Annotated in this window: 13 protein-coding genes; 9 read left to right on the top strand and 4 right to left on the bottom strand. The window is 63.5% G+C overall.

Translation table 11 applies throughout. The features are described 5' to 3' along the window. Nucleotides 1–173: 173 nt before the first annotated feature. Nucleotides 174–1,574 (bottom strand): oligosaccharide flippase family protein, encoded by a 1,401-nt coding sequence (locus F3J17_RS16645; RefSeq protein WP_240161018.1) that lies wholly within the window; start codon nt 1,572–1,574, stop codon nt 174–176. Between the two features lie 649 nt (nt 1,575–2,223). Here F3J17_RS16645 and groES point away from each other — a divergent pair. Both groES and groL read left to right on the top strand, forming a co-directional pair. Next, nucleotides 2,224–2,514: a co-chaperone GroES gene (gene groES / locus F3J17_RS16640; protein ID WP_137333599.1), complete on the top strand. Its 291-nt coding sequence runs from the start codon at nt 2,224–2,226 to the stop codon at nt 2,512–2,514. A 45-nt stretch (nt 2,515–2,559) separates the two neighbouring features. Beyond that, nucleotides 2,560–4,200, top strand: coding sequence for a chaperonin GroEL (gene groL / locus F3J17_RS16635; protein ID WP_167060676.1), 1,641 nt, complete (start codon nt 2,560–2,562; stop codon nt 4,198–4,200). 121 nt (nt 4,201–4,321) lie between these two features. Here the strand turns inward: groL and F3J17_RS16630 are convergent, their stop codons facing one another. The 3 genes from F3J17_RS16630 to F3J17_RS16620 all read right to left on the bottom strand — a co-directional run bounded on the left by F3J17_RS16630 (nt 4,322) and on the right by F3J17_RS16620 (nt 7,440). Next, nucleotides 4,322–5,371 (bottom strand): glycosyltransferase, encoded by a 1,050-nt coding sequence (locus F3J17_RS16630; RefSeq protein ID WP_167060673.1) that lies wholly within the window; start codon nt 5,369–5,371, stop codon nt 4,322–4,324. A 4-nt stretch (nt 5,372–5,375) separates the two neighbouring features. Continuing rightward, the gene (locus F3J17_RS16625) at nt 5,376–6,326 is read right to left on the bottom strand and encodes a glycosyltransferase family 2 protein (RefSeq protein WP_167060670.1); all 951 of its coding nucleotides are present in this window, start codon (nt 6,324–6,326) and stop codon (nt 5,376–5,378) included. A gap of 229 nt (nt 6,327–6,555) precedes the next feature. Beyond that, nucleotides 6,556–7,440, bottom strand: coding sequence for a hydroxymethylpyrimidine/phosphomethylpyrimidine kinase (locus F3J17_RS16620; protein WP_167060667.1), 885 nt, complete (start codon nt 7,438–7,440; stop codon nt 6,556–6,558). A gap of 318 nt (nt 7,441–7,758) precedes the next feature. Here F3J17_RS16620 and F3J17_RS16615 point away from each other — a divergent pair, with 318 nt between their 5' ends. From F3J17_RS16615 to F3J17_RS16585, 7 genes are all read left to right on the top strand, one after another. Further along, nucleotides 7,759–7,929: a rubredoxin gene (locus tag F3J17_RS16615; RefSeq protein ID WP_008342674.1), complete on the top strand. Its 171-nt coding sequence runs from the start codon at nt 7,759–7,761 to the stop codon at nt 7,927–7,929. A gap of 323 nt (nt 7,930–8,252) precedes the next feature. Further along, nucleotides 8,253–9,776: a hypothetical protein gene (locus tag F3J17_RS16610; protein ID WP_167060664.1), complete on the top strand. Its 1,524-nt coding sequence runs from the start codon at nt 8,253–8,255 to the stop codon at nt 9,774–9,776. 191 nt (nt 9,777–9,967) lie between these two features. Then, nucleotides 9,968–10,546, top strand: a complete 579-nt coding sequence (locus F3J17_RS16605; RefSeq protein WP_167060661.1) for a YqgE/AlgH family protein — start codon at nt 9,968–9,970, stop codon at nt 10,544–10,546. Between the two features lie 2 nt (nt 10,547–10,548). Next, nucleotides 10,549–10,977, top strand: a complete 429-nt coding sequence (gene ruvX, locus F3J17_RS16600) for a Holliday junction resolvase RuvX (RefSeq protein WP_167061170.1) — start codon at nt 10,549–10,551, stop codon at nt 10,975–10,977. A gap of 94 nt (nt 10,978–11,071) precedes the next feature. Continuing rightward, the gene (locus F3J17_RS16595; protein ID WP_167060658.1) at nt 11,072–12,133 is read left to right on the top strand and encodes an aspartate carbamoyltransferase catalytic subunit; all 1,062 of its coding nucleotides are present in this window, start codon (nt 11,072–11,074) and stop codon (nt 12,131–12,133) included. An 11-nt stretch (nt 12,134–12,144) separates the two neighbouring features. Next, complete coding sequence (locus F3J17_RS16590) at nt 12,145–13,422, top strand: dihydroorotase (RefSeq protein WP_167060655.1); 1,278 nt, start codon at nt 12,145–12,147, stop codon at nt 13,420–13,422. A 51-nt stretch (nt 13,423–13,473) separates the two neighbouring features. Further along, the gene (locus tag F3J17_RS16585; protein WP_167060652.1) at nt 13,474–14,238 is read left to right on the top strand and encodes a lysophospholipid acyltransferase family protein; all 765 of its coding nucleotides are present in this window, start codon (nt 13,474–13,476) and stop codon (nt 14,236–14,238) included. Nucleotides 14,239–14,287: the final 49 nt, after the last annotated feature.

Here is a 14,287-nt window from a genome sequence, read left to right as displayed (position 1 = left end):
AATCTCCATTCATCGGGCTCGACCGCAATCTATGCGCGATACCCGGGATGCCGGACCCGGCAGCTTGCACATGAATTTGCACCCTGAGTCCGGCGAGTCCCATTCGCTCAAGCGGCCCACGATTGCGGCCCGCTTTGACGAAATCGCTGTCTGGGTCTGGCAAGCGCAATGACTCAACCTTCTTCGCGCGGTCTGAGTGCAAGCGCGGCGTGGCGGGGCGAGAAGAATTCCCCGATCAAACCTGAGCGGATCAGAAAGAACATTAGCGTGCCCAGAAGTGTCAGCTCTCCGAGCAGGCGCGCCCCGACCATGCCCATTGCTCCCCAATGGCTGGCGAGCGGAATGGCAGCGACCATGCTGATGACCGCGCTCGTCACGCCCGCGCGAGCGAGCAGGCTTTCGCGGTTGCGAGGGATCAGGAAGTAGATGCCGATTGCCTGGTTGGCGACGCTCAGTGGCAGGACCAGCACGAAAAGTTTCAGCACCGGGACGGTGCTCAGAAAGCCTTTGCCGAACACGAGCGGCACCAGCCAGCCGGCGAGCAGCATGGTGGCGGCCACGGCGGCGATCGCGCCCAGCAGGAAGAACGCCAGAATCCTGCGCGCAAGCCGATTGGCTTTCTCGGGGTCCACGCCCACCAGGTAAGTGACCTTCGGGACGAGAACCTGCGCGGCCGGACCCATCAGGCTCAGGCCCGCGGCGATCAGGCGCTCGGCCACGCCGTATGCGCTGACTTCCGTTTCGGGCGCCATGGTAGAGAGGATGTAAGTGGACGCACTGATCAGCAAAACGGACGTGCCGGTGTAGATGAAGATGACTTTCGAGCGGCGAATCAAATCGAGACCGGCGCGAATCGTTGAGAACACGCCGGCAAACTCGCGCCTGATCGAACCATAGGCCAGAGCAGATTGCACGAGACTCGAAATGAACAGCAGCGGGAACACTCGCGCAAGGTCGGACGGGTGATGGATAAACGAAAAGATGAGCGTGAGCGAAATCAAAAAACCGATGACCTCGATCAGGACGCTTCTTCTGGCGCGTCCCGTGCTCGTGAAATACCAGCCCAGATTGAACGCTGCCAGCAAGCCGAGCGCAATCGCGGTGCCGCCGGGCAATACATGCGCCGAAAGCACGGGGGACAGTGCGAGAGCGCCGACGCCGACCAGCGCGGTCGGGATACATAGCAGCAGCCGGCCTGTCATCTGGCTCGACAGGATCGCCGCGCGTTCGGCGTCGTTTTTGGCGTGGACGGTATCGCGCCCGCCGACGGCAGGGAATCCGAAACTCACAAACTGCCAGATTGAATTCGACAGCGACATACCGGCGAGCACGACACCATATCCCGCCGCCCCCAGCGTTCGACCGTAGAACGGGAGCAGCAGGAGCGGGTAGACGTAGCGCAGCGCGTAAGCGATATACACCGCAGCCAGTTCCGCCTTGGCCAGCGTGGGTTTTACCGGGTTCATGTCTGCACCGTGTCGGCGGAGCTGGGCAGGGTCTGCATGGGCGCGCGCAGGCGTGCCAGGTCGGGCATCGACAGTCGGCATGGAGCAAAGGCGGCATTCGGCAACCATGGGAGAGACTTCACGACGGTCATCCTCTCTGCAAACAGGCGGTGGTCGATCCACCGCTTCGATGTGCGGCCGTGCCTTCGCGGGCAGGGCTCGGCGTTTCGGTCCAGGTCGATGCAAGACGATAGGCGCGTGCATGACCGTGCGGCTCTATTGTGGACAGCGAAGGGGGCAGTGTGTGTGCGTAGGCGAACGGAGGAAGTGCAAGCCGCTGCAGTGCCTCTAATCGGCGCCAGATCAAAAGTCGGGGATTTCCCTGGCAAGCTCGCATGTCGTGCTACTTCCGCGTATTCGCCCCAAATTTTAGCGACCTTGATCACCGTAGATTCTGCAGTGGCGTGTTACTGTGTTTATCTGTTAAGCAATTGTTTTTATTGGAAAATATTCTGCATGGCACGATCTTGCTCCAGCCCGGAAACTCACTCCAGAGGCAACGATGTGCGTTGCGGGCTCCGCCCCGCCGGCCGAAAAGATGCCTAAAAAACCCTTCTGGCCCGTTCTTGAATTTGTCACTACCCGTCCATATAATTAGCACTCACCGCATGAGAGTGCTAACAACGCTCGGTGCAAACATACCTCTGGCTGACGGTTGTCGGCAGCCAGGTTTTCTTGAGTCTCTTCTCAAGTCCCAATCAAGATAGAGGATCTATCCATGAACCTTCGTCCTTTGCATGATCGCGTGATCGTCAAGCGCCTGGATCAAGAAACCAAGACCGCTTCGGGCATCGTGATCCCGGACGCAGCGGCTGAGAAGCCGGATCAAGGCGAAGTCCTGGCAGTCGGCCCGGGCAAGCGCGATGACAAGGGCGCGCAAATCGCCCTCGACGTCAAGGTTGGCGATCGCGTCCTGTTCGGCAAGTACGCTGGCCAGACCGTCAAGGTCGATGGCAACGAACTGCTCGTGATGCGCGAAGAAGACATCATGGCCGTGGTGCAGAAGTAAGCTTCGCCCACCGCACATTCATCAAGAATCCCAAGGAGTTTGAAGATGGCAGCTAAAGACGTCGTGTTCGGCGATTCCGCCCGTTCCAAGATGGTTGAAGGCGTGAACATTCTCGCCAACGCAGTGAAGGTCACGCTGGGCCCGAAGGGTCGTAACGTGGTCCTCGAGCGCTCGTTCGGCGGCCCGACGGTCACCAAGGACGGTGTCTCGGTCGCGAAGGAAATCGAGCTCAAAGACAAGCTCCAGAACATGGGCGCGCAAATGGTCAAGGAAGTGGCTTCCAAGACCAGCGACAACGCAGGCGACGGCACGACGACGGCAACCGTCCTCGCGCAATCGATCGTTCGCGAAGGCATGAAGTACGTCGCATCGGGCATGAACCCGATGGACCTGAAGCGCGGCATCGACAAGGCTGTTGCAGCTGCAATCGAAGAACTACGCAAGCTGAGCAAGCCCTGCACGACCAACAAGGAAATCGCGCAAGTCGGCTCGATCTCGGCGAACAGCGATTCGTCGATCGGCGACCGTATCGCTGAAGCGATGGACAAGGTCGGCAAGGAAGGCGTCATCACCGTTGAAGACGGCAAGTCGCTGCAAGACGAACTCGAAGTCGTCGAAGGTATGCAGTTCGACCGCGGCTACCTGTCGCCGTATTTCATCAACAACCCGGACAAGCAAGTCGCCGTTCTGGACAACCCGTTTGTCCTGCTGTTCGACAAGAAGATCTCGAACATCCGTGATCTGCTGCCGGTTCTGGAACAAGTCGCGAAGGCTGGCCGTCCGCTGCTGATCATCGCTGAAGACGTCGAAGGCGAAGCTCTGGCTACGCTGGTCGTCAACAACATCCGCGGCATTCTGAAGACCGTTGCTGTCAAGGCTCCGGGCTTCGGCGACCGTCGCAAGGCGATGCTGGAAGACATCGCGATCCTGACCGGCGGTCAGGTCATCGCTGAAGAAACCGGCCTGACGCTCGAAAAGGCAACGCTGAACGAACTCGGTCAAGCGAAGCGCATCGAAGTGGGCAAGGAAAACACGACGATCATCGACGGTGCAGGCGAAGCCGCAAGCATCGAAGCGCGCGTCAAGCAAATCCGCACGCAGATCGAAGAAGCGACGTCGGACTACGACCGTGAAAAGCTGCAAGAGCGCGTTGCCAAGCTGGCAGGCGGCGTTGCAGTGATCAAGGTTGGCGCTGCGACCGAAGTCGAAATGAAGGAAAAGAAGGCACGCGTGGAAGACGCGCTGCACGCAACCCGCGCTGCCGTTGAAGAAGGCATCGTCCCGGGCGGCGGCGTGGCACTGATCCGTGCTCGCGTTGCTGTGACGGGCCTGAAGGGCGCCAACGCAGACCAGGACGCAGGTATCAAGATCGTCCTGCGCGCAATGGAAGAGCCGCTGCGCCAGATCGTCACGAACGGTGGCGAAGAAGCGTCGGTCGTGGTGGCAGCAGTTGCTCAAGGTTCGGGCAACTACGGCTACAACGCAGCGACGGGCGAGTACGTCGACATGGTCGAAGCCGGTGTTGTGGACCCGACCAAGGTCACGCGTACGGCACTGCAGAACGCAGCTTCGGTTGCTGGCCTGCTCCTGACGACGGACGCAGCAGTTGCTGAAATCGCCAAGGAAGATGCACCGATGCCCGGCGGCATGCCCGGCGGCATGGGCGGCATGGGCATGGACATGTAAGCACGGGTTATCCCGCGACTACATCGACGTGCCGGGAAATGCGCCGAAAGGCGTGTTTCCCGCCCAAACGAAAAAACCCGCAGCGATGCGGGTTTTTTTATGCGCGTCGTTCCCGCGTCGTTCAGCCGCGCGTTACGCCGCCAAAGCGCGAAAGCGTGCGCCAGCAGCGCAGCGCACGCCACACTTCGCTTGCGTTGGTGGCCCCGCGCAGCATGACCCGTATATTTCCCTTGTCGAGAAACGCGCGCGCATAGTGGCGGCGCAACTCGCTGCTTTGAAGACGCTTTCTGAGCAGATGCAGGAAATTCCCGCCTTCTCGATTGATCTGCCGAAGCAACAGTCTATGAAACGGACGATCTTCGCGCAGCGCGCTGGCGGTACTGGCGAGTGCATCGATGACGCGCAGATAGCCGTTGGCACGACGCGCGAGCGACGTTTCAGAAGGCGCGTTGATGATCGAAATGGGATTGTGCCGATAGCCATAAAACGGCTCTTCGACGAAGCCCATACGCTGGGCGTGCTGCGCGAACTGCAGGGTCCAGATGATGTCCTCGTGAACCACACCTTCCTCGAAGCGCAGGCCGAACCGTTCGACGAAATCGCGCCGCATGCACTGCAGCCAGACGCATACGGCCCAATCGTCATCCGGCACGGTTCGCAGCATCCACGTCCGGCCGTCGCAAATCTCGCCCCAGGGCTGGTGTTCGTACATGGGCGAGGGCTGTGCGGGCGCGGGTAGCGTATCGAACGCGAAACCGTTGCCGATCACAACCTCCAGATCGTTCTGGCGACCGTGTCCGATCCACCTGCGCAGGGCGCCGGGTTTGACCCAGTCGTCACCATCCACGAACACGATCCATTCGCCGCGCGCGAGCGTCAGTCCCACGTTGCGCGACGCCGAGACGCCGCGGTTTTCCTGCGCGACGACCCGCACGCGCGGGTCTTCGGCGGCGATCGCCTGGAGGATCCCGAGACTGCCGTCCGTCGCGCCGTCGCAGATCGCGATGACTTCGAGTTCGACGCCTTCCTGTTCGAGCACCGAGTCGAGCAGCGTCTTGAGCCACGGTTCGCAGTTGTAGACGGGCACGATGACGCTGGCATCGATACGACGCGCAATTTCGTTCCCCGATTGCCTGGGCGCCTCTACGTGCGCCGCATGCTGATTGTTCATGCTTTTACTTTTCTTTTCCGTAACGCCGACGAATCACATAAAGCGGTCTGCGCTTCGATTCCAGATAGATTCGGCCGATATATTCGCCGATGACGCCAATGCCGATCATCTGCACGCCGCTAAAAAACAGCAGCGAGACGAAGATCGACGCATAGCCCGGCACGTCGATGCCGCGCAACAGCGTGCGGATCACGAGATACGCCGCATAGAGAAACGAACTCGCGGCCACCATCAGGCCGAAATATGTCCACATCCGCAACGGCACCGTGCTGAAGCTCGTGATGCCTTCTAGCGCGAAATTCCACAACTTCCAGCCGGAAAACTTGGTCTCGCCCGCCACGCGCGACTTGCGCACATAAGTGACCTCCGCGGTGCGAAAGCCCACCCACGCGAACAGGCCCTTCATGAAGCGGCGCGACTCCGGCAGCGCGTTGAGCGTATCCACGACCTCGCGCGTCATCAGCCGGAAATCGCCGACGTTTTCCGGGATTTTCACGTCGGCGAGCTTGTTGTGCAGCCGATAGAAACTCACCGCTGACTGGCGCTTCAGGTACGTATCCGAACTGCGGTCCGAGCGCCTGGCGAGCACCACGTCGAAGCCCTCGCGCCATTTGCTCACGAGTTGCGCGATGACTTCGGGCGGGTCCTGCAGATCGGCGTCGAAGGGCACGACGATATCTCCGCGCGATTCGGCGAGCCCGGCCGACAACGCGGCTTCCTTGCCGAAGTTGCGCGAGAAGTCGATGACACGCACGCGTGCGTCGGCGTTCGCGGCATCGACGAGCAGCGGCAGCGTGCTGTCCTTGCTGCCGTCGTTGACGCACACGATTTCAAAGTCGATGTCGTTGATTTCGCCGAGCGCTTCGAGTGCCGGGACGACCTCGGCGAAGAAAGCCGCGATGGCGTCCTCTTCGTTGTAGAAAGGTACGACCAGTGACAGGAGAGTGCGGGACATTGGTCTGCCGTGAGTGGGGGTGCCCGTGTCGGTCATGACGCGCTATCTCGAAAATTGTCGAGCGTTGGTGTGCGTCTGGGGCTGCTCAGGCGGCGTTATCTTTGTTTGGAGGCCCGGCAGTATACCCGCTGAAACTATTCGCAAATTGCGTTTCGCGCTCCTGTGGCGCGAGTGTTGGCGCCGCACGGCGCGGGTCGGCTGCCCGCGCTCGCTGCGGCTGGCCAGGCGATCAGTGCCGCGCCTCGCCCGAAGGCGGCGTCTTGCCTGGCGCGTCGGCGTCGTCGGATGCTTCGTCCTCGCCGTCTTCGGCGTCGTTGCTGCGCGCCCAGAAGAAGCGGTCCGGCACCCACGCGCCCATGCCGGGGCGGAACGCGCTCTGCATGGCCTGGTAGAGATATTCCTGGGCCTCGCGCACGGCTTCGGGCGGCTCCTGGCCGTTGGCGAGCAACGCGGCGATGGCGGTGCCGAGCGTATCGGTCACGCCCATCATCGGCTGGTTCGTGCGGTCCCACAGGTCCTGGCGAATCTGGCCTTCTTCGCTATAGAGCGTGTTGACCACGCGATGCGAGCCGGCTTCCATCGACAGGATGTATTCGCAGCCGCTCGACAGCAGTTGCGAAATCGCGGCGTCGATGCCCGGCGGCTCGGAATCGCCGTCTGGCTGCGCGAGCGCGAGCAGCACCGACACATCGGCGACCAGCAGCGTGGTTTGCGGCACCAGCAGATCGGTGACGGTTTCGCGCAGTTCGTCGGCGGCGAGCACGTGTTCGTCGTCGAGCGTGAAGTCGGGCGCAAGCACGAGCGGCACTTCGTCGTAATCGGCGACGACTTCGGCAATCGCGCTGACCACTTCCGCGCGCGCACCCGCGCCGACCTTGAAGGCCGCCACGGGCATGTCTTCGAGCAGCATGCGCGCCTGGCTCGCGACGGTCTCGGGGTCGAGGCCGGTGACTTCGTCGCAGCCAGCCGAGTCACGCACGGTGTAGCCCGTGAGGACGCTGACGCCGTGACAGCCCATGCTCGCGAGCGTGAGCAGGTCGGCTTGCAGGCCGCTGCCGCCGGTCGGATCGGAAAGGCCGAAGGAAAGGACGATGGGAGGGGTGTCGCCGGGCATGGACGTGGACGGAGTGAAGGGTTGGTTCGTTGCGGCTCTTGGCGTTGCTGTCGATGTTGCTGTCGCTTCAATTATGCCGTCTCGGGCGCGCAGCGGGGGACGGATGACCAGCACAAGGCGAGGGATTTTTCCGTCTTGCCCTCACGCGAGGGAAGCGTCTTGCCCTTGCTACGGTTGCTAGGCATAAAAACGGCAACACGGTACCATCATGGCTCTCATGACCTGGCAGTTTTCCCTGGCAGTTTCCCCGACCGATTGCGTCCGCTCCAGAGAGGGTAGAGGCGCGCGGTATTTTCGACTTTTCGACGCGGCATAAGAATGGAATATAGAAGCTGGATGTGCCTGATCTGCGGCTGGATCTACGATGAAGAAGCCGGTTTGCCAGACGAAGGCATTGCGCCCGGCACGCGCTGGGAGGATGTGCCGATCAACTGGACGTGCCCCGAGTGCGGCGCGCGCAAGGAAGACTTCGAGATGGTCCAGATCTGAGGCGTGCCTCGATCGCGCCGAAGCGTGGCGGGGCGTGCGCCTGATGCGTTCGACGCCCGCGGCTTCGGCATGTCCAGGCCGCCGCTTGCTGTTTTCAAACGTCATGTTTCAAACGTCACGCGGCGCGCAAATTGCTATATCTGCCCTGCATCGCGTGTACGCGAGGCGGCTGGCCAGCCAAACGCCTCGATGATGCGAAATCTGTCATTGTCGGGCGTTGACCTACGTTGTCGTCCCGCATTGCAGGTCCGCCTGCTGCAGGACCGCCTGCCGCAGAACCGTCTGCATCAGTTCGCAACCGTTTCCGGCGCTGCCTTTGCCTCATGACTGATCATTCATCGTCAGCTCCCTTCGAAGCGCTGCCGAATCCGCGCGGCGGCCATGTGCCGTTCGCCCATGCCGCGCTGGCCCAGGCCAGTCAGGCGCTCGACGAGCAGCGCGACGTGGCGCGGCCGCTTCGGCAGGCGGCGCGTACGCTGCGCGATGCGGGCTGGCTGGCGGCGGCGCGTTTTGCGGACACCTTGCTGCTGGCCTCGCCACTGGCGCTCGCGGCTAACGTGCCCACGCCACCGCCGCCCGGCATGCCGCCGCGGCCCGCGCACGATCACGATGGCCCCGACGACAGCCGCATCCGCGAAGTCTTTCGCGACGCGCTGACCGATCTGGCAGCCGCGCTCGATCGCCACAATCTGCGCGAAATGGCCTGTTCGCCCTCGCTCTACGCGCATCAACGCACGCTGGTGGAAGCGCTCGCCGAGCACGCGCCCGGCGTATCGCTTGCCTACGAAGACGTGGCGCTGCATGGTCGCCCGATCGCCGTTGCCACGCTGCATGCGCAGCCCACGCAGCGGCTCGCGCAGGCGCGCGCGCGCTTCGAGGCCGCGCTGCTGCCGGCGTTGAAGATGCGTCTGAGCAGCAGCCGCGCGGCCGATGCGCTGGCACTGGCGGCATTCGGCGAGATGGACGCCTGTTTCACCGAACTGACCAGCGACGACCCGTACGACTTCTGGCGCCTCGCCGCCGCGTGCGGACGTGTGCTGCGGCGCAGCACGACGTTTTGGGGCGATCAAGACGCACGGCGCTTTTACGCCCGCTGCAACCTGCTGATGGGCGAGCACGCACGCGGCTTGCGCGTCGTCCCCCAATCGTTCGTGCGCATGTCGCTGGCGCTGCTGTGGCGCGATTACGCGCTGTTTGGCGCAGCAGCGGAAGACACCGCCGATGTCGAACTGCTGCACGACTACGGTTTGACCGTGGACTGGCATGTCGCGGGCACGCAGGACTCGGAGGCGCTGTGGGAAGCGGGAAGCGCGCAGGCCGACGCGCTTGCCACCCGTGTTGCGCCGATGCGGGATCTGGGCGCGCTGGTCGTCAACGGCAACGCCTACGAGGATTTTTTGCAGACCGCCGACGCGGCGATGCTTGCGCTCGGCACTCAGGCGCGCGCGCTGTCGCTGCGGCCTGCGGGCGCGCCGCCCGATCCGGCCACGGCGCTGGTGGCGGCGGAGGCGGCCTACCGCATCGGCGCCGCGGCCTGGGCGTTGGGGTTGGGCCATGTCGGCCTGCTGGCGGACGCGCTAGGTCTTGCATGGCGATGCACCGCGCATGCGGCGGTCGCAGCGGGAAATCGCGCAGGATCCACGCCGGCCTATGGCGCGCAAGCGACAAATGCACCGGATTTCGACGCCATCGATCAGGCCAACGAAGCCTTGCGCGCGATGCTGCACAAAGTGGCGGCGGGCGTTGCCCAACCCGACGCGAGCGCGACGGTGCGCGCGCTGGGTGCGGCGATTTCCGGAGCGGCGAGCGGGGTTGGCGCACCGGCGGCGCCGCTTGCGGCGCGCTAGCCGAAAAAGGCGGCGGCCGCCCGTTGCGGCCCTGCAAAAGGGGCGTTACAGGCACGCCGCGCCAGCATGTTAGAGTGAGTTATTCCCCGCGCTACGGTGAGCCCAGGATGAGTCGAGGACGAGTCCCGCGCGCAGCCGGAGGGCCAGGCAGGCCACCGCCAATCCGTATCGTCTTTGCTAGAATTCAAACCATGTCCAAAAGTAACGATCGCATCAATCTGACCAATCAGTTCCTGATCGCCATGCCCAACATGGCGGACCCTACGTTTTCAGGAACGGTGGTCTACCTTTGCGATCATTCCGAGCGCGGCGCGCTCGGTCTTGTGATCAATCGTCCCACCGATATCGATCTGGAAGCGCTGTTCTCGCGCATCGACCTCAAGCTGGAAATCGAACCGTTGCTGCACGTGCCCGTCTACTTCGGCGGCCCGGTGCAGACCGAGCGCGGTTTCGTGCTGCACGCGCCCATCACCGGTACGAACTACACGTCGTCGATGTCGGTGCCGGGCGGGCTGGAGATGACCACGTCGAAGGACGTGCTCGAAGCCGTCGCCAGCGGCACCGGTCCGGAGCAGTTCCTGCTCACGCTCGGCCATGCCGGTTGGGGCGCGGGCCAGCTCGAAGACGAAATCTCGAAGAACGGCTGGCTCACCGTGGAAGCAGATCCGAAAATCGTCTTCGACGTGCCCGCCGAAGAACGCTTCGAAGCGGCGCTCGCGCTGCTCGGCATTTCCTCGACGATGCTCTCGGGCGAAGCGGGTCACGCATGAGCGTGGCGGGGCGTAGTGCCGCCGAGGCAACCCTGCTGGCCTTCGATTACGGTGAAAAGCGCATTGGCGTGGCGCTTGGCAATGTGCTCACGCGCAGCGCCCGTGCGCTGACCGTGATCCAGAACCGCAGCATCGATTCCCGTTTTGAAGCCGTGGCCGCGCTCCTGCGCGAGTGGCAACCCGATCGCCTCGTGGTCGGCTTGCCGAGCCATCCGGACGGCACGCCGCACGTCATGACGAAGCAGGCGAAGCGCTTTGGCAATCAGCTGAACGGCCGCTTCAATCTGCCCGTGGTGTGGGTGGACGAGCGCTATTCGTCGGTCGATGCGGAATCGCGGCTGCGCGAGCGCGGCGAACGCGCCGAACACATCGACGGCGAAGCCGCCTGCGTGATCCTCCAGCAATATCTCGACGAACTCCCCTCTGCCTAAGCGTCGCCAAGGTGATGTGTCCATTTTGCCGCACGCGCCACACCGCACGCCTTTTGAAATTCACCCAGCAAGCCATTCGCGCAGGACTCAAGCGATGAATACACAGCCCACGCCCGCATCGAGCGCGTCTCAAAATGCGGCCGATGCCGCCGACAAGCGCTATCGCTACGGCTTTCTGAAAGGCAATCCGCAGCTCACGAAGAACGGCGAACTCAAGCACCTGCTCTCGATCGAGGGCCTGCCGCGCGCGATCCTCAACCAGGTGCTCGATACCGCCACTCAGTTCGTGAGCGCGACTGATGGCGACATCAAGAACGTGCCGCTGCTGCGCGGCAAGTCGGTGTTCAACCTGTTCTTCGAGAACTCGACGCGCACGCGTACGACCTTCGAGATCGCGGCCAAGCGTCTTTCGGCGGATGTGCTGAACCTGAACATCAACGCCTCGTCGACGAGCAAGGGCGAATCGCTGCTCGACACCATCGGCAACCTGTCGGCGATGCATGCCGATATGTTCGTCGTGCGCCACGCGTCGAGCGGCGCGCCGTATCTGATCGCCGAGCACTGCGCGCCGCACATTCACGTGATCAATGCCGGCGATGGCCGCCACGCGCACCCGACGCAGGGTCTGCTCGACATGTACACGATCCGTCATTACAAGCGCGATTTCACCAATCTGCGCGTGGCGATCGTTGGCGATATTCTGCATTCGCGTGTGGCGCGTTCGGACATCCATGCGCTCACTACGCTGGGCGTGCCGGAAGTGCGCGCGATCGGTCCGCGCACGCTGCTGCCGGGCGGTCTCGAGCAGATGGGCGTGCGTGTGTTCCACAACCTCGACGAAGGCTTGAAGGGCGTCGACGTCATCATCATGCTGCGCCTGCAGAACGAGCGCATGAGCGGCGCGCTGCTGCCTTCAGCGCAGGAGTACTTCAAGAGCTGGGGCCTCACGCCCGAGCGTCTCGCGCTGGCCGCGCCCGATGCGATCGTGATGCATCCTGGCCCGATGAATCGTGGCGTCGAGATCGACTCGCAGGTCGCGGACGGCCCGCAGTCGGTGATCCTCGATCAGGTGAGTTTCGGGATTGCCGTGCGCATGGCGGTGATGGGTATCGTCGCGGGCAATGGCGTAATGAGCAGCGCGGACAACAACGCATAACGCGGGGCAGCATGAAGATTCATATTCAAGGCGGCACGCTGATCGACCCGGTCGCGGGCACCGAACAGCAGCAGGACGTTTTCATCGAAGCGGGCAAGATCGCTGCGCTTGGCGCGGCGCCCGCCGGTTTCACGGCCGACAAGACGATCGACGCGCGCGGTCTGAAGGTCGCGCCCGGTTTCGTCGACCTGAGCGCGCGTCTGCGCGAGCCGGGCTACGAGCACAAGGCCACGCTCGATTCGGAAATGCACGCAGCGCTCGCTGGCGGCGTGACGACGCTCGTGTGCCCGCCCGACACCGATCCGGTGCTCGACGAAGCGGGGCTTGTCGAAATGCTCAAGTACCGTGCGGGCAAGCTCGAACGTGCGCATGTGCATCCGCTGGGCGCGCTCACGGTCGGCCTCAAGGGTGCGGTGATCACCGAAATGGTGTCGCTCACCGAAGCGGGTTGTATCGGATTCACGCAGGCCGATTCGCCGATTGGCGATACCCAGGTGCTGCTGCGCGCGCTGCAGTACGCGAGCACGTATGGCTACCCGGTGTGGCTGCGTCCGCTGGACCCGTTCTTGTCGAAGGGCGGCGTGGCTGCAAGCGGCGCGCTGGCGTCGCGGCTGGGGCTGTCGGGCGTGCCGGTCAGCGCGGAAACCATCGCGCTCTTCACGTTGTTCGAACTGATGCGCGTGACGGGTGCGCGCGTGCACGTGCAGCATCTGTCGTCGGCGGCGGGCGTGGAACTGGTGCGTGCGGCCAAGGCCGAAGGCCTGCCGCTGACCTGCGATGTGACGGCGAATCATCTGCATCTGACCGACACGGACATTGGCTACTTCGACGCACAGTTCCGCCTCGATCCGCCGCTGCGTCAGCAGCGTGACCGTGAAGCGCTGCGCGCGGGCGTGCTCGATGGCACGATCGACGCAATCTGCTCGCAGCACACGCCGGTGGACGACGACGAAAAGCTGCTGCCGTTCGCCGAAGCAACGCCCGGCGCGACCGGTCTCGAACTGCTGCTTTCGCTGACGGTGAAGTGGGCGCAGGAAGCGAATGTGCCGCTGGCGAAGGCGCTGGCGCGCATCACGTCGGCGCCTGCGACGGTGATCGGCAAGGAAGTGGGCCATCTGGCCGTGGGCGCGAGCGCCGACCTCTGCGTGTTCGACGAACATGCGCACTGGCAGGTCGAACCGCGCGCGCTCAAGAGCCAGGGGCACAATACGCCGTTCCTCGGCTACGAGCTGCCTGCGTTGGTGCGCGCGACGCTGGTGGCAGGGCGCATCGGCTTCGAGCGCCATTGAACTGAGCAACACCGAACGCAAGCCGCGACCGACTTCGATACTGACCCAGCCATGAGTCTCTTTTTTCGCAAAGCCCGTCTGTTAGGCCATCTGCTGCGCGGCGCCTGGACCGTTGGCGTGCGCTTTCCGCGCGCCACGCCCGAGCAGCGCCATGCGCTGAACCGCGCCTGGTCGCTCAAGATGCTCGCCCTGTGCGGCATGAAGCTGGTGGTGCACAACGATTCGGCGCGCCTGGATGCGGGCGCGCTGGTCGTCAGCAATCATATTTCGTGGATCGATATCTACGTGATCAACGCGTGGCGGCCGACGCCGTTCGTGTCGAAGGCGGAAGTGCGCAGCTGGCCGCTGATCGGCTGGTTCGCGGCGAATCTCGATACGGTGTTCATCGAGCGCGAGAAGCGCAGCGAGGCGCGCCGTATCATGCATGAGCTGGCGTCGCGGCTGGAGCGCGGTGAGCTGATGTGTGTGTTTCCTGAGGGCACCACCACTGATGGGCTTGCGCTCAAGCAGTTTCACTCGAATATGTTCCAGGCGCCTGTTTCGGCAGCGCGCCCGGTGCAGCCGATCTGCATCATGTATGAGGACGCGCAGGGCCGGCAGTCGATCGCGCCGGCTTATATCGACGATCTGTCGCTGAAGGATTCGCTCGACGCCATGCTCAACGCGGGGCCGATTACGGCGCACGTGTATGTGGGCGAGGCGCTGGAGCCGGGCGACGACCGGCGCAAGCTGGCGGCAAGGGCGCAGGAGTCGGTGGAGGCGGGGTTGGAGGCGATGCGCGGGCGGGCGTCGGTGGGTGTGGCGCAGGGCGTGTGATTCAGGGCGTGCGCTGTGGCACGCACCTACATCATCGGATCATCGAAGG

The sequence above is a fragment of the Burkholderia sp. Ax-1719 genome, assembly GCF_011753055.1.
Lineage (GTDB): Bacteria > Pseudomonadota > Gammaproteobacteria > Burkholderiales > Burkholderiaceae > Paraburkholderia.
This window is presented reverse-complemented; position numbering and strand designations above follow the sequence as displayed.